Genomic DNA, 18,712 nt, shown 5'->3' on the forward strand with positions numbered 1-18,712 from the left:
CGTCTACAGGATGAAGCCGAACAGCGGGCTGTCCGGCGGGATGGGCTCGATGTGCGGGGGAGCCTCCTGCATCCGCTTGAGCAGTGCGGGCAGGTCGTCCGGGGAGCCCAGCTCGATGCCGACCAGCGCCGGGCCGGTCTCCCGGTTGGAGCGCTTGGTGTACTCGAACAGGGTGACGTCGTCGTCCGGGCCGAGGACGTCGTCGAGGAAGCGGCGCAGCGCGCCCGGCTCCTGCGGGAACTCGACGAGGAAGTAGTGCTTGCGTCCCTCGAAGACCAGGGCGCGCTCGACGATGTCGGCGTAGCGCGAGACGTCGTTGTTGCCGCCCGAGAGCAGGCAGACCGTCGTCGCGTCGCGGGGGATGCCGAGCCGGTCCAGCGCCGCGGGGGACAGCGCCCCGGCGGGCTCGGCGATGATGCCGTCGGACTGGTAGAGCGCGAGCATCTCGACGCAGATCCGGCCCTCGGGCACCGCGAGCAGCTCCACGCCCGCATCGCGCACCACGTCGAAGGTGGCCGCGCCGACCTTGCGCACGGCGGCGCCGTCGACGAAGGGGTCCAGCGTGCCCAGGTCCACCGGCTCGCCCGCGGCCACCGCAGCCGCCATGCTCGCCGCCCCGGCGGGTTCGACGCCCACGATCCGGGTCGACGGCGCGTGCTCGCGCAGGTAGGTGATGGCCCCGGCGAGCAGTCCGCCGCCGCCGACCGGGACGACCAGCACGTCCGGCGGGTCGGCCAGCTGGGACAGGATCTCGCGGGCGATGGTGCCCTGGCCCGCGACGGTGCGCGGGTCGTCGAATGCGGGGACCTGGGTGGCGCCGGTGGACTCGGCGTCGGCGCGGGCGGCCGCGGCGGCCTCGTCGTAGGTGTTGCCGACCACCCGGATCTCGACGGCGTCGCGGCCCAGCCGCGCGACGCGGTCCCGCTTCTGACGCGGGGTGGTGCCGGGCAGGTAGACCCGCCCGGTCACGCCGAGGCGCTGGCAGGCGAACGCGACGCCCTGGGCGTGGTTGCCGGCGCTGGCGCAGACGACGCCGGCGAGACGGTCGGCCTCGGGCAGCTGCGCGATCAGGTTGTAGGCGCCGCGGATCTTGTACGAGCGGACCGGCTGGAGGTCCTCGCGCTTGACCCAGACCTCGCCGCCGCGCGCGTCGGACAGGCGGGGGTTGAGCTGCAGCGGGGTCGGGCCGATGACGGCGCGGAGCCGGGCCGCCGCGTCGTCGACGTCCCGGGCGCTCACAGAGGTGGTCACGGTCGACCAGGGTGTCATGACCCCCGGTCGGGGCCGCTGCTCACCCCAGGCGCAGGGTGACCCGCTCGGTCTCGGCGCGCCGGTCCAGCGCGGCGGGGTCGGCGGCCGGGTTCACCGTCTGGACCAGCGACGCCCCCGCCGCGAGGACGGCGAGCAGCCCGTCGCGCAGGCCGTCGGCGCTGTCCCAGCCGACGACCGACAGCACCCGGGCGCCCGCGGTGATGCCCAGCGCGTCCGCCCGCTCCCGGGCCGTGGCCAGCACCTGCTCCCCGCTCGCGCCGTCCCAGGCCGGGGCCGCGCCCTCGACCGGGTCCCAGGGGACGAACTCGTCGCCGTGCGCCCGTACCTCGGTCGCGAAGTCGACGGCCCCGCCGGGCAGGTCGCCCAGGCCGCGGCCGAAGAAGTCCAGCGAGAACGCGACGACCGTGCCCGCGCCGGCGGCGAGCGCCACGTCGAGCCGCGCCGCGTCGGCGAGGACGACGTCGGCGCCCGCCGGGTCGCCGACGAGCTCCGCGTCGCAGGACCAGACGGCGAGCAGTGCCGCGACGGTCTGCCAGTGCGCGGGCAGCAGCGCCGCCACCCGGGTGCCCGGCTCGACGTCGACCTCGTCGCGCAGCAGGTTCGCCGCCTTCGCGGTCCAGTTCGCGGTCGTCGTGCCGGACAGCTCGGTCCGCTCGCCGGTCGCGTCGTCGTAGTGGGTGACCAGCGGGCGCGGAGCGGCGGCGCCGAGCGCCGGGCCGAGCAGTGCGTCGGTGAGGAACAGGCCGGAGCCGAAGACGGTGTCCATCGCCCCGGAACGCTACGTCAGTCGATGCACGGGACCCCGCCCGCGGTGATCGGCGGGGTCGACGGCGCCGGTGCGGCGGCGGGCGCGGCCGCCGCGGCGCTGGTCCGGCCGCCGTTCGCGCGGTCGGTGCCGAGCAGGACCTGCACCCGGCCCTGGGCGACGGCGTCGGACTGCTCGACGCCGATCCCGCCCAGCGCGTCGGCGACCCGGCGGGCGGCGGCGTCGCCGTCGGCCTGGCTGTAACGGACCACCGAGGTGGTGCGGTCCGGGGCGTTGCCGACCTCGCCGGGGGTGAACCCGTTGCGGCCCAGGGTGTCGGCGACCTGCGCCGCGAGCCCGGTCACCCCGGACCCGTTCGCCACGTCGGCCACGACCGGCGGCGCCGCCTCCGTGGAGGCCGCGGCGGCCTCCTCGGGCTCGGGCTCGGTGTGGCGGGCGACGAAGTCGCGGACCTCGGCGGGGTCGACGAGCAGCACGTCCTTGCCGCCGGTGGTCTCCGGGCCACCGGTGGGGATGGTCAGGAAGTCCATCTTCCCGGCGGCGATCGACGACGCCTCTCGGGCGAAGCCGAGCAGGTCCCAGCCGCTGTCGATGACGACGGACTGCTGGATCACCTCGACCAGCGCGCCGAGCTTGCGGGGGTCGGTGAGCGTGCCCGAGGAGAGGACCTTGTTGGCGACGGCGGCGAGGAACACCTGCTGGCGGTTGATCCGCGACAGGTCCCCGCCGGCCAGGCCGTGCCGCTGCCGCACGAACGCGAGCGCGTCGGCACCGGAGATCGTCTGCGGGCCCGCGGGGAAGTCGGCGCCGGAGAAGGCGTCCTTGGCCGGGGCCTTCAGGCAGACGTCGACGCCGCCGACGGCGTTGGTGAGGTTGTAGAAGCCGAGCAGGTTGACCTCGGCGAAGTGGTCGATGGCCAGCCCGGTGAGGTCCTGCACGGTGTCGATCAGCGCCTGCCGGCCGGCCTGCGAGGAGTCCTGGTCGATCTGCCGGGGGTCGCGCACGCCCTCGGCGACGAGCCGGGACGCGGTCTGCGCCTTCGTCTGCGGGTACGCCGCGTTGATCTTGTTGCGGCCGATCCCGGGGATCGACACCTCGGAGTCGCGCGGGATGGAGAACGCGGTCGCGCTGCTGCCGTCGGCGGGCAGGTGCACGACGATGATCGTGTCGGAGTTGAGGACGCCGGACTCGGCGCCGCTGCGCAGCTGGGCCAGGACGTCGGCGGGCAGCGGGTTGCCCTGCGCGTCGGTACGGCTGTCCACACCGACCAGCAGGATGTTCTGCTCGCCCCCGGCGGAGCCGCCGAACAGGAGGTTCGTCGTGGTGATTCCGCCGGTGACGTCGCGGTAGAGGGTCCACGCGGCGCCGGTGAGCAGCACCGTCAGCGCGGACAGCACGGCGACGGCGAGGCGCAGCCGGGCCAGCAGTCCGCGGCCCCGGGGCGGTCGTCCGCCGGTGCGCCCGTCGCGCGCCGGGTACGGCGGGTGCTCGTCGGGGCCGGTCCCGGCACGGCTCCAGCCCGCGGAGCCCGCCGGTCGCCCGCGTGCGGCGCCGGTGTCGGGGCGGAGGCGGGGCGAGCGGGACCGGACGTCGGGAGCGGTGGGGCGGCCGGACCGCCGGGCGGCGGCGCGCTCGGCCGCCGACGGGCGGGAGCGGTCCCGGTAGCTCTCGCCCATGCTCGCTCCCCTCGGGGTCCGTCTCGTCCGCGCAGCCGTGTCTCACCCGGACGGGGGAGTCCGGTGAACCCGGGCGCGGGCCGTGCGTCTCCAGGACCGGACACCCCGGTCGGGACCAGGGTGCAGCATCGGGACCCGCGCCGCGGGCCGCGCGGGCCTGCGTGTCGGGCCGCTCGCCCGGTCGTCGTAGGGGGTCGGGACTTGAGAGTGACGCACGGCTGTGGCGTGTCGCCGCAGCTCGGGGACGGTCCAGATATTAGGGTTACAGTATCGCGATCTCCGGTATGGTGACGGAGTGTGATCTTCGCTGGCGCGAACGGGCGGTGCCGCCGGGCCCGGCCGCACCGGTGCTGACTAGGTTGCCGGACATGCGCCGGGTGGACGGAGAAGGACGGGGAGGCCAGGTGGCCGACGACGTGCGGTCCTACGGCGACGAGGTCGCCGTCGTCACGGTGACCTACTCGCCGGGCGCGCTGCTGGACACCTTCCTCGACTCGCTGCGCGGTGCCACGACCCGCACGGACGTGCCGGTCGTCCTGGCCGACAACGGATCCGTCGATGGCGCCCCGGAGCGCGCGGCCCGCGAGCGCGACCACGTGACGTTCCTGCCGATCGGGGAGAACGTCGGCTACGGCGCCGCCGCCAACCGCGGGGTGGCCTCGCTGCCCGACCGCTACGGCTGGGTCGTCGTGGCGAACCCGGACCTGGAGTGGGGCGCCGGGTCGCTCGACACCCTGCTCGACGCCGGCCGTCGACACCCCCGTGCCGGGGCGCTCGGCCCGCTGATCCGCGAGCCGTCCGGCGAGGTCTACCCCTCCGCACGCGAGGTCCCGTCGCTGCTGGCGGGCGCCGGGCACGCCGCGCTCGCGCCGGTCTGGCCCGCCAACCCGTGGACCGCGGCCTACCGGCGCAGCCGCGAGGACCTGACCGAGCGGTCGGCCGGCTGGCTGTCCGGGTCGTGCCTGCTCCTGCGGCGCGCCGCGTTCGACTCCGTCGACGGTTTCGACCCGCGCTACTTCATGTACTTCGAGGACGTCGACCTGGGGGAACGCCTGGGGCTCGCCGGATGGCGAAACGTGTACGTCCCCGGGGCCGATGTCGTACACGTGGGCGGAGCGTCCACGGGCAAGCCGGGGGTGTCGGCACGGATGCTCGCCGAGCACCACCGCAGCGCCTACCGGTACCTGGCCGGCCGCCACCGCGGTCCGGTGCACGCACCGCTGCGTGCGGCCCTGCGTGCCGGCCTGGCCGTGCGCTCGGGTCTGCTGCGGCGGACCGGCTGAGCGCGAACGAGAAGAAGGAACCTGAGGGGGAACCTGCATTGCAGGACGTCGAGGCGGTCGTGCTGGTCGGGGGCAAGGGCACCCGGCTGCGGCCACTGACCCTGTCGGCGCCCAAGCCGATGCTGCCGACGGCGGGGGTGCCGTTCCTGGCGCACCTGCTGTCGCGGATCCGCGAGGCGGGCATCCGGCGGGCGGTGCTGGGTACGAGCTACCTGGCGGAGACATTCGAGGAGCACTTCGGCGACGGCTCGTCGCTGGGGCTGGACCTCACCTACGTGACCGAGACCGAGCCGCTGGGCACGGGCGGGGGCATCCGCAACGTGGCCGGCAAGCTCTCGGCCGAGCACGTCATGATCTTCAACGGCGACGTGCTGGCGGGCACCGACCTGACCGCCGTCGCCGACACCCACCGGAGTACCGGTGCCGACGTGACGCTGCACCTGGTGCGGGTGCAGAACCCGCGGGCCTTCGGCTGCGTCCCCACCGACCCGACCGGCCGGGTGCTGGAGTTCCTCGAGAAGACCGAGGACCCGCCGACCGACCAGATCAACGCCGGGTGCTACGTCTTCCGTCGCGAGGTGATCGACACGATCCCCGCGGGCAGGCCGGTGTCGGTGGAGCGCGAGACGTTCCCCGACCTGCTCGCCTCCGGGGCGCACGTGCAGGGCCACGTCGACGTCGCGTACTGGCGCGACATGGGCACCCCTGGCGACCTGGTGCACGGCTCGGCGGACCTGGTCCGCGGGGTCGCGCCCTCGGCGGCGCTGCCCGGCCCGACGGGCGAGTCGATGGTGCTGGAGGGGGCCGAGGTGGCCGCCGACGCGTTCGTGTTCGGCGGGACGACCGTCGGCCGCGGCGCCCGGATCGGCTCCGGGGCCCGGGTCGAGGGCTCCATGCTGTTCGACGGCGCGGTGGTCCGGGCCGGAGCGGTCGTGGAGAACTCGGTGATCGGGGCCGGCGCGGTCGTCGAGGAGGGCGCCAGCATCCGCGACACCGTGGTCGGCGACCGGGCCGTGATCGGCGCGCACTGCGAGCTGCGGCACAACATGCGGGTGTGGCCGGACGTCACGCTGCCGCCCCACGGGGTCCGGTTCTCGCCCGACGTGTGACCATCGGGGGCGTGGACGCGGTCGCCGTGGTGGTGGACCGGGAATGGCGGCCGCCGTTCCCGCTCGACCTGCACGGCGTGCTGGCCCCGCTGCGCCGCGGCCGGGGCGACCCCACCTGGCGCACCGCCGTCGACGGTGCCGTGATCTGGCGGGTCTCGACGACGCCTGCCGGTCCCGCCACCGTCGCGATCCGCCGCCGGGCCGACGGGGGCCCGTACGGCACCGTGCGGGCGACCGGCTGGGGACCGGGCGCGGCCTGGGAGATCGACCGGCTGCCGTCGCTGCTGGGGGCCGACGACGACCCGGCGGCGTTCGTGGCGCACCACCCGCTCGTCGCCGACGCGCACCGGCGCCGCCCCGGCCTGCGGCTGGGCTCCACCGGCCGGGTGTGGGACGCGCTGCTGCCCGCGGTGCTGGAACAGAAGGTCACCGGCACCGAGGCGCGCCGCAGCTTCCGCGAGCTCGCCCGGCGCTTCGGCGACCCCGCGCCGGGGCCCACCGGGGTGGTGCCCGCCGGGATGCGGGTGCCGCCGACGCCCGAGCAGGTCCGGGCGATCCCGGAGTGGGAGTGGCACCGGGCCGGCGTCAACCACGCGCGCCGGACGGCGATCCTGCACGCCGCCGTCGTCGCCCACCGGCTGGAACGGGCCGCCGAGCTGGGCGGGGAGCAGGGCCGGGTGCTGCTGCGCCGGGTCCGCGGCATCGGGGTGTGGACGGCCGCGGAGACCGCCCAGCGCGCCTGGGGCGACCCGGACGCGGTCAGCTTCGGCGACTTCCACGTGCCCAACACCGTCGGCTGGTCACTGCTCGGCCACGACCTCGACGACGCCGGGATGCTGGAGGTGCTCGCCCCCTACGTCCCGCAGCGCCAGCGCGCGGTGCGCTACATCGAGGCGTCCGGGTTCCGCCGTCCCCGGTTCGGGCCGCGGTTCTCCCCGCGCGACTACCGCTCGTTCTGACCGACGTAGGGTCGTACCCGTGAAGGTCACCGTACTGGTCGGCGGCGTCGGCGGGGCCCGCTTCCTGCAAGGCGTGAAGGTCGCGCTCGGACTGTCCGCGGTCGGCGCGGGGGAGTCCGAGCACGAGATCTCCGCCGTGGTCAACGTCGGCGACGACATCTGGCTGCACGGGCTGCGGGTCTGTCCGGACCTCGACACCGTCATGTACACCCTCGGCGGCGGCATCGACGTCGAGAAGGGCTGGGGCCGGTCGGACGAGACCTGGTCGGTCAAGGCCGAGCTGGAGGCCTACGGCGCCGACGCGACCTGGTTCGGGCTGGGCGACCGCGACGTCGCCACCCACCTCGTCCGCACCCGGATGCTGCGTGCCGGCTACCCTCTCTCCCAGGTCACCGAGGCGCTCTGCCACCGCTGGCAGCCCGGGGTGCGGCTGCTGCCCGCCACCGACGACCGCGTCGAGACCCACGTCGTGATCGACAACCCCGACCCGGCCGCGGTCGAGGAGACCCCGCAGGTCGCGATCCATTTCCAGGAGTGGTGGATCCGGCACCGGGCCGCCCCGAAGGCGTACCGCTTCGCCTCGGTCGGCGCGGACCAGGCCGCGATCCTGCCCGACGCCCGGGCCGCGATCGCCGGGGCCGACGTCGTGCTCGTCGCCCCGTCCAACCCGGTCGTGTCGATCGGCACCGTCGTCTCGGTGCCCGGGGTCGCCCAGGCCCTCGCCGCGACGCCCGCGAAGGTCGTGGGGCTGTCCCCGATCGTCGGCGGCGCCCCGGTGCGCGGCATGGCCGACGCCTGCCTGACCGCGATCGGCGTCGAGACCAGCGCCGAGGGCGTGGGCCGGCACTACGGCGGCCGCGGCGAGGGCGGCCTGCTCGACGGCTACCTGGTGCACACCGGTGACGCCGCGACCGTGCCCGGCGCGACCGTGCGCGAGGTGCCGCTGCTGATGACCGACCACGACGCGACCGCCGACATGGCTCGCGCCGCGTTCGAGCTGGCGGGCGTCGGTGTCTGACGGGGCCGACAGGGCCGACGTGGCCGGCGGTTTCCCCGACCACGCGTCGCAGAAGCTGGAGATCCTCCCGGTCCCCGGGCTGCCGGAGTTCCGCCCCGGCGACGACCTCACCGCCGTCCTGGCCGAGCGGATGGCCTGGCTGCGCGACGGCGACGTCGTGGTGGTCACCAGCAAGGTGTTCTCCAAGGTCGAGGGCAGGCTGGTGCCGGCCCCCTCCGACGACGAGGAGCGCGACGCGCTGCGTCGCAGGCTGGTCGACCAGGAGACCGAGCGGGTGGTGGCCCGCAAGGGCCGGACGCTGATCGTGGCCGGGAAGCTCGGCATCGTGCAGGCCGCCGCGGGCATCGACGGCTCCAACGTCCGCCGCGACGAGCTCGCCCTGCTGCCCGTCGACCCGGACGCCAGCGCGGCCGGGCTGCGCGCGGGGCTGGCCGAGCGGCTCGGCGTCGAGGTCGGCGTCGTCGTCACCGACACCCTGGGGCGCAGCTGGCGGGTCGGCCAGACCGACATCGCGATCGGCGCGGCCGGGCTGCCGGTGCTGCACGGCTACTCCGGCGCCGTCGACGGCCAGGGCAACGACCTGGTCGTCACCGAGATCGCCGTCGCCGACGAGATCGCCGCGGCCGCGGACCTGGTGAAAGGCAAGCTCGGCGGGCTGCCGGTGGCGGTGCTGCGCGGCGCGGCCCTGCCCGACGACGGTTCGACCGCCCGCGACCTGATCCGGCCGATCTCCGAGGACCTGTTCTGGCTGGGCACCGAGGAGGCGATCGACCGCGGACGCCGCGAGGCGGTCCTGCTGCGGCGCAGCACCCGGGACTTCGCCGAGGAGCCGGTCGACGCCGACGCCGTGCGCCGCGCGGTGGCCGTCGCGCTGACCGCACCCGCGCCGCACCACAGCACCCCGTTCCGGTTCGTGTGGCTGCGCGACGCGGCGCGGCGCACCGCGTTGCTCGACGCCTTGCGCGAGCGCTGGCGTGCCGACCTGGTCGCCGACGGGCGCCCGGCCGACGAGGTGGAGCGTCGCCTCGCCCGCGGGGACCTGCTGCGCCGCGCCCCGGAGCTGGTGCTGGCGTTCCGGTCCAGCGCGGGGATGCACGGCTACCCGGACGCGGCCCGCAACGCCGCCGAGCGGGACATGTTCACCGTCGCCGGCGGGGCGGCGGTGCAGTCCCTGCTGGTCGCGCTGGCCGCGGAGGGCCTGGCGTCCTGCTGGGTCGGCTCGACGATCTTCGCCGCGGACGTCGCCCGCCGGGTCCTGGACCTGCCCGAGGACTGGGCCGCGCTCGGCGCAGTCGCCGTCGGTGTGCCGGTCGAGCCGATCGCCCCGCGCGAGCCCCGGCCGGTCGGCGACGGCCTGCTGGAGCTGTGAGCCCGTGGTAGCCCCGGCGACGGCCGCCCGCGAGCTCGCTGCCTGGACCCCGCCCGACGCCGGCCAGCGGGCTCTGCAGCACGCGCTGCTGGCCTTCCTGGACGCGCGCCCGGACGACGCCTGCGACCGCTCCTGCGTGCCCGGCCACCTCACCGCGTCGGCGCTGCTGCTCGACGAGACCGGCGAGCACACGCTGCTGACCCTGCACCCGCGGGTCGGGCGCTGGATCCAGCTGGGTGGGCACTGCGAGCCCGGCGACGGCTCGCTGCGCGCCGCGGCGCTGCGGGAGGCCACCGAGGAGTCCGGGATGGCGGGACTGGAGATCGGCGAGCACCCGCTGCACGTCGACGTCCATCCGGTCACCTGCTCGCTCGGCGTCCCGACCCGGCACCTCGACGTGCGCTACCTGGTCCGCGCCCCGGCCGGGGCGACCCCGCGGATCAGCGACGAGTCGCTCGACCTGCGCTGGTGGCCGGTCGACGCCCTCCCGGACGACGACGACACCGTCGCGACGATGGTCGCCGCCGCCCGCTGACCTGCGACCCCGCCCGCTCCACCCCGGTGGCGCGCGCGAGAGACCAGCGGCCGTTCGGGAGACCGGCGTCTGCTCGGGAGACCGGCTTGCGCGAGCGAAACCGGAGTCCGCTTGGGAACCGGCGCCCGCGCGAGCAGTCGGAGTCCGCGCGCATCACGACACGCGCGGACTCCGAACTCGCGCGCGAACCGCGGAGCGGTGAGCGGGGCTCAGAGGCTGCGCCAGAAGAACAGCTCGGAGTAGCCGAGCTGGAACAGCGGCTGGTTACCGCCGGCGGCGCCGAAGAGCAGCTGGGTGACGGCGAAGAACAGTGCGCCCACCCCGGGCACGAACAGCAGCAGGGCGAGCAGCACGAACGGTGCCCAGGGCCGGACCCGCTCGCCGAGGCGCAGTGCCGGCACGGACAGGTACGGCTCCAGCACGCCCCAGCCGTCGAGGCCGGGCACGGGCAGCATGTTCAGCACGAACGCGATGATCTGGAAGTAGGCGAGCGCGGACAGTCCCGCCGCGACCGGCAGCGGCATCTCCGGGAACGCGGCCACCGTGATGATCAACACGATGCCCAGGACGAGGTTCGCCGCGGGGCCCGCCAGCGAGACCGCGCTGCGCCGGGCCCGCGACCGCAGCGCCCACTGGTTGATCCACACCGCGCCGCCGGGCAGCGGCAGCCCGCCGATCAGCAGGATGATCAGCGGCAGCACCAGCGACAGGCCGGGATCGGTGTAGCGCCGCACGTCGAGGGTCAGGTAGCCCTTCGCCGCGACCGAGGTGTCCCCGCCGCGGTAGGCGGTGATGGCGTGCCCGTATTCGTGCAGGCACAGCGACACCACCCAGCCGCCGAGCACCATGACGAAGATCCCGAGGGTCCCCAGGGCCTGCGACTGCGCGGGAACGGCGGCGGCAGCGAGAACACCACCGAGCAGGGTGACGCCGAGGATCAGCAGGAACCAGGGGCTGATGCGGCGTGTCAGGGACGGCACGTACCCATACTCCATGTCGGAGGAAACGTCCGCGCGCGACCCTTCACTCAATCGGCAGAGCCGGCTTGCACAGAGCGAGTGTCAGCGCTGTACTTACAGCGGTGTCATTCGCCAGTGCGTTGCGGGGAGGTGGGCGAGTGGACGACGTCGAGGGGTTCATGCGGATGCTGCGGCCGGTGGAAGCCGAGCCGGTGGGGGCGGTCGAACGACCCGGCCAGGAGATGGCCGACTACGACCAGGTCGCCCAGATCCTGGACCTGAGGGGCCTGCTGGACGACGGCTCCGCCGAGGAGGTCCCGGACTGGCAGGAGCGCGCGCTGTGCGCCCAGACCGATCCGGAGGCGTTCTTCCCCGAGAAGGGCGGCTCCACCCGGGAGGCCAAGCGCATCTGCTCCGGCTGCGAGGTCCGCGCCGAGTGCCTGGAGTACGCGCTGGCCCAGGACGAGCGCTTCGGCATCTGGGGCGGGCTGAGCGAGCGGGAGCGTCGTCGCCTCCGCCGGGCCGCCGTCTGAGCGGAGCGAGGAGCGCAGACGGCACCGCCGTCCGAGCGGAGTGAAGGTCGCAGACACCGCAGTCTGGGATCCATCGCGGGGCAACGAGCTCGCGGGAAGCGAACACGAGGGCCGGTCGCCGTCACGGTGACCGGCCTGTCGTCGTACCCGGCGTCGGTGGTCGCCGGGCGGCCGTACCGCGCCGCTCAGCCGCCGTCGACGGCGTCGGGCTCGATGTTGAGGTACTCCGCGACCTGTTCGACGAGCACCTCGTGCACGAGGTCGGCGAGGTCCTCGCCGTTGCGCGCCCTGGCCTCGAGCGGACGGCGGTAGAGCACGATCCGCGCCCGGGTCGGCATCCCGGCGGAGTCGACCCCGGCCGGGACGAGGTGCGCCAGCGGGACGCCGACGTCGGCCAGCACACCGGTGCCCCACACGATCTCGTCGGGCGAGGTGCGGTCGACCGACGGCACGTCGTCGACGGCGAGGTCGAGGTCGACCAGCTCCGGGCCCCAGCGCGCCTCGATCGGCTCGAGCGCCTCCAGCACCTTCGCGTCGAAGCGTTCGGCGCGGGTGCGGAAGGCCGGCGTCGACACCGGGTACATCAGGCCGCGCAGGCCGCGTCCGCGCCGGTCCCGCCGGCGCGGGCTGCGCGGCGGCCGGCGGTCTCTCTCGGGGCGAGCGGTGGGCACCAGGGCATTCTAGGACCCCGTGCCCCGTCGAGGGGCGACCCGCGACCGCGGCGGGCGGACCGTCCGCCGAGCGGGGTGCGCGTCGCAGTACGGCGGCGGGCCTGCGACGGGCTATCGTCGACGACGTGTTGAGTGTGCGGAGATGTTCACGGACGGGCTGCACCGAGCTCGCCGTCGCCACGCTCACCTACGTCTACGCCGACTCGACCGCCGTCGTCGGCCCGCTGGCCACGCAGGCCGAGCCGCACTCCTACGACCTCTGCACCGGGCACGCGCACAACCTCACGGCACCCCGCGGGTGGGAGGTCGTCCGGTTCGAGGGCGAGTTCGCCCAGCCCCAGCACAGCGGTGAGGACCTCACCGCGCTCGCCGACGCCGTCCGCGAGGCGGGCCGGGTGGACCGGCCGTTCGAGGTCGTCGCACGGCCGGGTGGCACGGGGCGGCGCGGGCACCTGCGGGTGCTCCCGAAGCCCGAGGACGGCTGAGCCGCCCACGGGGTGAGGAGACCTGCGCGGACGGGTGACACGACTGCGCTAGGGTCGTGCGTCGTGCCCGACCTCTCGGCGATCGTGAAGGCCTACGACATCCGCGGTGTCGTAGGCGACCAACTGGATGAACCCACCGCGCGTGCACTGGGTGCGGCGACGGCGCGGCTCGTGGCGGGCGACGACCCGGCGCCGTCGGCGGTGGTCGTCGGGCGGGACATGCGGGACAGCTCGCCCGCGCTGGCGGCGGCGTTCGCCGACGGGGTGACCGGGCAGGGGCTCGACGTCGTCGACATCGGGCTCGCGAGCACTGACATGCTCTACTACGCCTCCGGCTCGCTGGACCTGCCCGGCGCGATGTTCACCGCGAGCCACAACCCGGCCGCCTACAACGGCATCAAGCTGTGCCGTGCCGGCGCTGTCCCGGTCAGTCAGGACTCCGGTCTCGCGACGATCCGCGACGATGCGGCCCGCTTCCTCGACTCCGGGGTCCCCGAGGTCCGGTCCCCGGGGGCGGTGCGCACCGAGGACATGCTCGACGGCTATGCGCGCCACCTCCGCGGCCTGGTCGACCTGACCTCGCTGGACGCGTCCCCGGAGCTGACCGTCGTCGTCGACGCCGGGAACGGGATGGGCGGGCACACCGTCCCGACCGTGTTCGACGGCCTGGACGTGCGCGTCGTCCCGCTGTACTTCGAGCTCGACGGGAACTTCCCGAACCACGAGGCGAACCCGCTGGACCCGGCGAACCTGGTGGACCTGCAGAAGCGGGTCGTCGCCGAGGGCGCGGACCTCGGCCTGGCCTTCGACGGCGACGCCGACCGCTGCTTCGCCGTCGACGAGCAGGGCGAGGCGGTGAGTCCGAGCGCGATCACCGGGCTGGTCGCGGCCCGTGAGCTCGCCAGGGCGCACGCGGCGGGGGAGTCCGACGTCGTCGTGATCCACAACCTGATCACCTCGCGGGCGGTCCCCGAGCTGGTAGCCGAGCACGGCGGCCGCGCGGTCCGCACCCGGGTGGGGCACTCGTTCATCAAGCAGACGATGGCCGAGACCGGCGCGGTGTTCGGCGGCGAGCACTCCGCGCACTACTACTTCCGCGACTTCTGGAAGGCCGACTCCGGGATGCTCGCGGCGCTGCACCTGCTGGCCGCGCTCGGCGAGCACCGGGCGGCGGCCGACGGCGCGACGGTGTCCGGGCTGATGGCCGACTACGACCGCTACGCCGCCTCCGGAGAGATCAACTCGACGGTCGAGGACCAGGCGGCGCGGGTGGCCGAGATCGAACGCGTCTTCGGTACGCGCGACGGTGTCGAGCTCGACCGGCTGGACGGTCTGACCGTCTCGCTGCCGGACGGCTCGTGGTTCAACCTGCGGGCCTCGAACACCGAGCCGCTGCTGCGGCTCAACGTCGAGGCGGCGGACGCCGCGGCCGTCCGTGCCCTGGTCGACGAGGTGCTGGCGGTCGTGCGCGCCTGATCGCACGACCCCGCACACCTGCGGTGACGGCGTCCGTACCCGGTCGGCTGCCGCGGAGTGTCGGTACCGGGTGGCAGCATCGAGAGCGCGAGATGACGACGAGGAGAACCGTGGCCCTACAGCTCGACCCCCAGCTGCTGGAGATCCTGGCCTGCCCGTGCGACGCGCACGCGGTCCTGACCCCGGGTGAGGACCGGCTGACCTGCACGGCGTGCGGTCGCGCGTTCCCGGTGACCGACGGGATCCCGGTGCTGCTCCTCGACGAGGCGCTGCCCGGTACCGGGCCGGCGGGGGACGGACGGGACGACGGGTGAACGGGGTGCTCGACGACACGCTGCTGGCCGATCCCGAGGAGCTGGCAGCGCGGGACACCACGGGCGTCCTGCGGGCCGCCGCGACCGCGGGTGCCCAGGTACGGTCCGCGCTGTACACCGCGGGCCAGGCCGGGCTGGACCGGCTGCGCGGCCACCGCCCCCGCGCGCTGGTGCTGCTGCGCCGGCCCGGCGTCTCCGGGGCGGTGGCCGACCTCGTCACGGCCCTGCTCACCGACCGCTGTCCGGTTCCGGTCGTGGCCGCCGAGCGGATGCCGGGCTGGATCGGGCCGCTGGACGTCGTCGTCGCGCACTCCACGGACCCCACCGACCCCGAGCTGGCCGAGTCGGTCTCCGTCGCGGTGCACCGCGGTGCCGAGGTCGTGCTCTCCGCGCCGGACTCCGGGCCGGTCGCCCAGGCGGGCGCCGGGCGCGCCCGGCTGGTCGAGCCGCGCATCCCGCTGCCCGAGGGCCTCGGGTTCGCCCAGGCGCTGACGGTCGCGCTGGTCGCCGTCGCCGAGCTGGACCTGCTGCCCGGGATGCGCAGCGAGGAGGTCCCGGCCCGGCTCGAGGCGCTGGCCGACGCGCTCGACGCCGAGGCCGAGCGCTGCCAGCCCGCGCACGAGCCGTTCGTGAACCCGGCGAAGGCGCTCGCGTTGCGGCTGGCCGAGCGGACCCCGCTGCTGTGGGGGGTGGACCCGGCCGCCGCCGCGGTGGCCCGGCACGGCGCGCTGGCGCTGGCCACCCACGCCGGTGTCGTCGCGCACGCCGACGGGCTCGCACAGGCCGGCACCCTGGCCGGGCTGCGCGTCGCCGTCGACCTGTCCGAGCGGGGCGGGGGCGACATCTTCCACGACCCGTTCGACGACCCGGCCCCCGGTGGCGACGCGCCACCGCCGCGCCTGGTGCTGCTCGGCACGGGCGAGGAGGACCCTCAGGCGGTGAGTCGCCGGGTGCTCGGCCGGGAGTGGCCGAACGCCGACCTGGCGCACCCGGTCGACGAGATCCCGCGGGGCACCCGCGACGCGGCGCTGCTGCGTGCCGGCGTCCTCGCCCTGCGTGCCGACATCGCCGCCGTGTACCTCGGCCTGGCGACCGGTGCCACCCTGATCACCTGACCCCCGCGCACCTGACACCGGGAGACCCGTGGAACTGCTGGAGAACCCGATCCGCACCTACGCCTGGGGTTCGCGGACGGTCATCGCCGAGCTGCTCGGCGAGCCCGTCCCGTCACCGCACCCGCAGGCGGAGCTGTGGCTGGGCGCGCACCCGGCCGCCCCGTCGACGGTCGCCGGGGGCACCCGCCCGCTGCACGAGCTCATCGCCGCGGACCCGGTCGCCGCGCTCGGCCCGGGACGCGACCGCTGGGAAGGGCGGCTGCCGTTCCTGCTGAAGGTGCTGGCGGCCGAGGAGCCGCTGAGCCTGCAGGCCCACCCGAGCCTGGAGCAGGCCCGTGAGGGCTGGGAGCGGGAGAACGCCGCGGGGATCGCGGTGGACGCGCCGGACCGCAACTACCGCGACGCCCACCACAAGCCGGAGCTGATCTGCGCGCTGACCGAGTTCGTCGCGCTGGTCGGGTTCCGTGAGCCGGCCCGCACGGTGGAGCTGCTGCGCGCCCTCGATGTCCCCGAGCTCGCCGCCTACACCGAGCTGCTCGCCGGTCAGCCGTGCCCGGACGGGCTGCGCGCTCTGTTCACCACCTGGATCACGCTGCCCCAGTCGGTGCTCGACGGGCTCGTTCCGGCCCTGCAGGACGGCGCGATCAGGCTGCTGGAGCGCGGCACGGCCCCGGAGTGGACCGGCGAGGCGAAGACCACGCTCGACCTGTCCGAGCGCTACCCCGACGACGCGGGCGTGCTCGCCGCGCTGCTGCTCAACCGGATCGCCCTGGCCCCCGGCGAGGCGCTGTACCTGCCGGCCGGGAACCTGCACGCCTACCTGTCCGGGGCGGGCATCGAGGTGATGGCCAACTCCGACAACGTGCTGCGCGGCGGCCTGACGCCCAAGCACGTCGACGTGCCGGAGCTGCTGCGGGTCCTCGACTTCACCGCCCCGCCGCCCCCGGTCCGCACCCCGGCCCCCGACCCGGGCGCCGACGGCTGGCAGCGCTACGACGTGCCGGTGGAGGAGTTCCTGCTCCGCCGTGCGGTCACCGACGGCCGGGACAAGCTCGACGTGCCCGGCACCGGCGCCCGCATCCTGCTGTGCGTCGACGGTGACGCCGCGGTCGAGGCCGGCGGTGGCGGCGTCGAGCTGCCCCGCGGCCGCGCGGTGTTCCTCTCCGCGACCGACAGCGGCGCCGTCCTGACCACCGGCGAGCACGGCGCCACCGTCTTCCTGGCGGGCGACGCCCTGTAGCACCGCCCGCACTCGTGGGCAGCGCTGTTGCACCGGCGGTTCATCCGCGGCGGGCCCGGTCCCCCTCGGCGGCCGCGGCGACGGCCGCCGCCACCTCGGCGGCCGCCGCCACCGGGTCCGCGGCGGCGGCCGCGGAGAAGAAGCGCTCCAGCCCCTGTGCCGCCGCGGCGGCGTTGGCCTCGGCCCGCGGGAACATGGTCGCCTCGTAGCGGGCGACCGCCGCGTCGAGGTCGTCCGGGGTGGCGGCGATCTCCCCGGCCAGGTCGGCGGCGTCGAGCATGGCGGAGTTGGCGCCCTGCCCGGAGAACGGCGACATCAGGTGGGCGGCGTCGCCGATCAGGGTGATGCCCGGGACCGGCTCCCACCGGTGCCCGACCGGCAGCATCTCCAGCGGCCGGTCGATGATCCGGTCGTCGCAGCGGACGATGAGCTCCCGCAGTTCGGGGGCGGCGTCGCCGAACGCGTCGAGGAGTACGGCGCGGGCGGCTGCCGGGTCGTCGAGCACCCCTCCGGTGCTGTCGAGCCCGTGTGCGGCGGCCCACCCGCGCTCCCGGCGGAACCCGGCGTACACGCGGGCGGAGCTGTCGGCGAGCCGCTGGCAGATCAGCGCCCGGCCGGTGGCGCGGGCGCTCATGGAGCCGCGGCCGACCAGGTCGTCGAGCCCGGGGAACGCCGACGGCGTGACCCGCAGCTCGACGAAGGTGACCCCGGCGTAGGACGGCGTCGCGTCCGACAGCAGCGGGCGGACCCGGGAACGTGCCCCGTCCGCACCGACGACGAGGTCCGCGGTGATCCGGTCGCTGCCAGGCTCCCCGTCGAGTACGGCGTCGAGTCGTCCGTCGTCGGGGTGTTCGACGTGGTCGAGCCGGGCGCCCCAGCGCACCGTGCCGGGGCCGAGCGACCCGAGGAGCAGGGTGCGCAGGTCGCCGCGGTCGATCTCGGGGTTGAACGTCTCGCCGGGCGCGGCGCGCTCGTCGAGCAGGACGGTCCCGTCGAGGGCGAGCATCCGCATGTCCTGACCCTCGGGCCGGGAGATGCGCAGGAACTCCTCGAGCAGGCCGGCGGCGTCGAGCGCGACCTGTCCGCCGTCGCGCTGCATGTCCAGGGTGCCGCCCTGGTCGCGGGTGGCGATGTCGGTCTCGCGCTCGAGGACGGTGACGGCGATGTCGTGGCGCTGCAGGACGCGGGCGAGGGTCAGGCCGCCGGGGCCGGCCCCGACGACGAGAACGTGCGGTGCAGTGCTGGTGGTGTCGGCCATGACGCCGAATCTAGATGAAGCGACTACGACAGTATAGTCACTTAACTTTCAGAGTGACTGCGCTAACATGTCGCCGTGACCACGCCCGGACGCCGCGAACGCAAGAAGGCCGCCACCCGCCAGGGCATCGCGGACGCCGCACTGCGGCTGTTCCTCGACCGGGGCTTCGACGAGGTGACCGTCGCCGAGATCGCCGAGGCCGCGGACGTCTCGGTCACCACGCTGTTCAAGCACTTCGGCAGTAAGGAGGCGCTGCTGTTCGACGAGGACGCGACGCAGGAGGCCGAGCTGGTCGCCGCGGTCCGCGACCGTGCGCCGGGGACCGACGTCATCGACGGGCTGCAGGCCTGGCTGCTCCGGCGCGTCGACGGGCCGCCGTCGGACCGGCGGCCGAGCGCGGAGGACCTGGAGCGCTTCCGCAGGCTCACCGACGCGGCGCCGAGCCTGCGCGACCACGCGCGACGGATGTGGGCCCGCCACGAGGCCGCGCTCGCGGCGGAGCTGGCCCGGGACGCCGGCCGGGACGAACCGTCACCGGCGGACCGGGTGCTCGCGCACGTCGTCGTCGGGATCCCGCCACTGCTGCGCGAGCAGGCCGGTCGGGCCCGCGAGCACCTCGACGCCGCGTTCGCGCTGATCCGCCACGGCTACGACGCAGCTCGGTAGGAGACGCC

Annotated in this window: 19 protein-coding genes; 13 read left to right on the forward strand and 6 right to left on the reverse strand. The window is 75.2% G+C overall.

Annotation, left to right across the window (positions count from 1 at the left end; genetic code table 11):
- Positions 1 to 3 precede the first annotated feature (3 nt).
- From ilvA to XF36_RS02080, 3 genes are read right to left on the reverse strand one after another with little or no spacing between them, the layout of a single operon-like run.
- Positions 4 to 1,269: a threonine ammonia-lyase IlvA gene (gene ilvA / locus XF36_RS02070; protein ID WP_060710660.1), complete on the reverse strand. Its 1,266-nt coding sequence runs from the start codon at positions 1,267 to 1,269 to the stop codon at positions 4 to 6.
- 22 nt (positions 1,270 to 1,291) lie between these two features.
- Positions 1,292 to 2,038 (reverse strand): TIGR03089 family protein, encoded by a 747-nt coding sequence (locus XF36_RS02075; protein WP_082375111.1) that lies wholly within the window; start codon positions 2,036 to 2,038, stop codon positions 1,292 to 1,294.
- Positions 2,039 to 2,055: 17 nt separating this feature from the next.
- A complete protein-coding gene (locus XF36_RS02080) occupies positions 2,056 to 3,714 on the reverse strand; it encodes an LCP family protein (RefSeq protein ID WP_082375112.1) in 1,659 nt (552 codons plus the stop codon).
- A gap of 404 nt (positions 3,715 to 4,118) precedes the next feature.
- Between XF36_RS02080 and XF36_RS02085 the strand changes: the two genes are divergently transcribed.
- Genes XF36_RS02085 through XF36_RS02110 form a run of 6 tightly spaced genes read left to right on the forward strand, consistent with a single transcriptional unit; the run spans position 4,119 to position 9,987 of the window.
- On the forward strand, positions 4,119 to 4,997 hold the full coding sequence (locus tag XF36_RS02085) for a glycosyltransferase family 2 protein (RefSeq protein ID WP_238589072.1): 879 nt from the start codon (positions 4,119 to 4,121) through the stop codon (positions 4,995 to 4,997).
- A gap of 38 nt (positions 4,998 to 5,035) precedes the next feature.
- Positions 5,036 to 6,106, forward strand: coding sequence for a sugar phosphate nucleotidyltransferase (locus XF36_RS02090; RefSeq protein ID WP_020625544.1), 1,071 nt, complete (start codon positions 5,036 to 5,038; stop codon positions 6,104 to 6,106).
- 11 nt (positions 6,107 to 6,117) lie between these two features.
- On the forward strand, positions 6,118 to 7,065 hold the full coding sequence (locus XF36_RS02095) for a DNA-3-methyladenine glycosylase family protein (protein ID WP_238589073.1): 948 nt from the start codon (positions 6,118 to 6,120) through the stop codon (positions 7,063 to 7,065).
- A 19-nt stretch (positions 7,066 to 7,084) separates the two neighbouring features.
- Positions 7,085 to 8,083, forward strand: coding sequence for a 2-phospho-L-lactate transferase (gene cofD / locus XF36_RS02100; protein ID WP_060710662.1), 999 nt, complete (start codon positions 7,085 to 7,087; stop codon positions 8,081 to 8,083).
- Positions 8,076 to 9,452 (forward strand): coenzyme F420-0:L-glutamate ligase, encoded by a 1,377-nt coding sequence (locus tag XF36_RS02105; protein WP_238589074.1) that lies wholly within the window; start codon positions 8,076 to 8,078, stop codon positions 9,450 to 9,452. The genes cofD and XF36_RS02105 overlap by 8 nt, the downstream gene beginning before the upstream one ends.
- A gap of 4 nt (positions 9,453 to 9,456) precedes the next feature.
- Entirely contained in the window at positions 9,457 to 9,987 is a 531-nt protein-coding gene (locus tag XF36_RS02110; protein WP_060710664.1) for an NUDIX hydrolase, read from the forward strand.
- A gap of 209 nt (positions 9,988 to 10,196) precedes the next feature.
- On the opposite strand, the gene XF36_RS02115 is transcribed toward XF36_RS02110, so the two are convergent.
- Positions 10,197 to 10,967 carry a site-2 protease family protein gene (locus XF36_RS02115; RefSeq protein WP_145981230.1) on the reverse strand — a complete coding sequence of 257 codons (771 nt, stop codon included), beginning with the start codon at positions 10,965 to 10,967 and terminating at the stop codon, positions 10,197 to 10,199.
- Between the two features lie 221 nt (positions 10,968 to 11,188).
- Between XF36_RS02115 and XF36_RS02120 the strand changes: the two genes are divergently transcribed.
- Entirely contained in the window at positions 11,189 to 11,479 is a 291-nt protein-coding gene (locus XF36_RS02120) for a WhiB family transcriptional regulator (protein WP_043282017.1), read from the forward strand.
- Between the two features lie 185 nt (positions 11,480 to 11,664).
- Here the strand turns inward: XF36_RS02120 and XF36_RS02125 are convergent, their stop codons facing one another.
- Positions 11,665 to 12,150, reverse strand: coding sequence for a metallopeptidase family protein (locus XF36_RS02125; RefSeq protein WP_082375113.1), 486 nt, complete (start codon positions 12,148 to 12,150; stop codon positions 11,665 to 11,667).
- A gap of 134 nt (positions 12,151 to 12,284) precedes the next feature.
- Here XF36_RS02125 and XF36_RS02130 point away from each other — a divergent pair, with 134 nt between their 5' ends.
- From XF36_RS02130 to manA, 5 genes are all read left to right on the forward strand, one after another.
- Complete coding sequence (locus XF36_RS02130) at positions 12,285 to 12,635, forward strand: DUF3499 domain-containing protein (RefSeq protein WP_060710666.1); 351 nt, start codon at positions 12,285 to 12,287, stop codon at positions 12,633 to 12,635.
- 63 nt (positions 12,636 to 12,698) lie between these two features.
- A complete protein-coding gene (locus tag XF36_RS02135) occupies positions 12,699 to 14,111 on the forward strand; it encodes a phosphomannomutase/phosphoglucomutase (RefSeq protein ID WP_060710667.1) in 1,413 nt (470 codons plus the stop codon).
- Between the two features lie 110 nt (positions 14,112 to 14,221).
- Positions 14,222 to 14,425: a Trm112 family protein gene (locus XF36_RS02140; protein ID WP_020627721.1), complete on the forward strand. Its 204-nt coding sequence runs from the start codon at positions 14,222 to 14,224 to the stop codon at positions 14,423 to 14,425.
- Positions 14,422 to 15,540, forward strand: coding sequence for an SIS domain-containing protein (locus XF36_RS02145; protein ID WP_060710668.1), 1,119 nt, complete (start codon positions 14,422 to 14,424; stop codon positions 15,538 to 15,540). Before XF36_RS02140 ends, XF36_RS02145 begins: the two co-directional genes overlap by 4 nt.
- Positions 15,541 to 15,568: 28 nt before the next feature.
- Positions 15,569 to 16,780 carry a mannose-6-phosphate isomerase, class I gene (gene manA / locus XF36_RS02150; protein ID WP_060710669.1) on the forward strand — a complete coding sequence of 404 codons (1,212 nt, stop codon included), beginning with the start codon at positions 15,569 to 15,571 and terminating at the stop codon, positions 16,778 to 16,780.
- A 40-nt stretch (positions 16,781 to 16,820) separates the two neighbouring features.
- Here manA and XF36_RS02155 read toward each other — a convergent pair whose 3' ends face one another.
- Positions 16,821 to 18,038: an FAD-dependent oxidoreductase gene (locus tag XF36_RS02155; RefSeq protein WP_060710670.1), complete on the reverse strand. Its 1,218-nt coding sequence runs from the start codon at positions 18,036 to 18,038 to the stop codon at positions 16,821 to 16,823.
- Between the two features lie 75 nt (positions 18,039 to 18,113).
- On the opposite strand from XF36_RS02155, the gene XF36_RS02160 reads away from it, so the two are divergent.
- The gene (locus XF36_RS02160; RefSeq protein WP_060710671.1) at positions 18,114 to 18,704 is read left to right on the forward strand and encodes a TetR/AcrR family transcriptional regulator; all 591 of its coding nucleotides are present in this window, start codon (positions 18,114 to 18,116) and stop codon (positions 18,702 to 18,704) included.
- Positions 18,705 to 18,712: the final 8 nt, after the last annotated feature.

The organism is Pseudonocardia sp. HH130629-09 (assembly GCF_001294645.1).
Lineage (GTDB): Bacteria > Actinomycetota > Actinomycetes > Mycobacteriales > Pseudonocardiaceae > Pseudonocardia.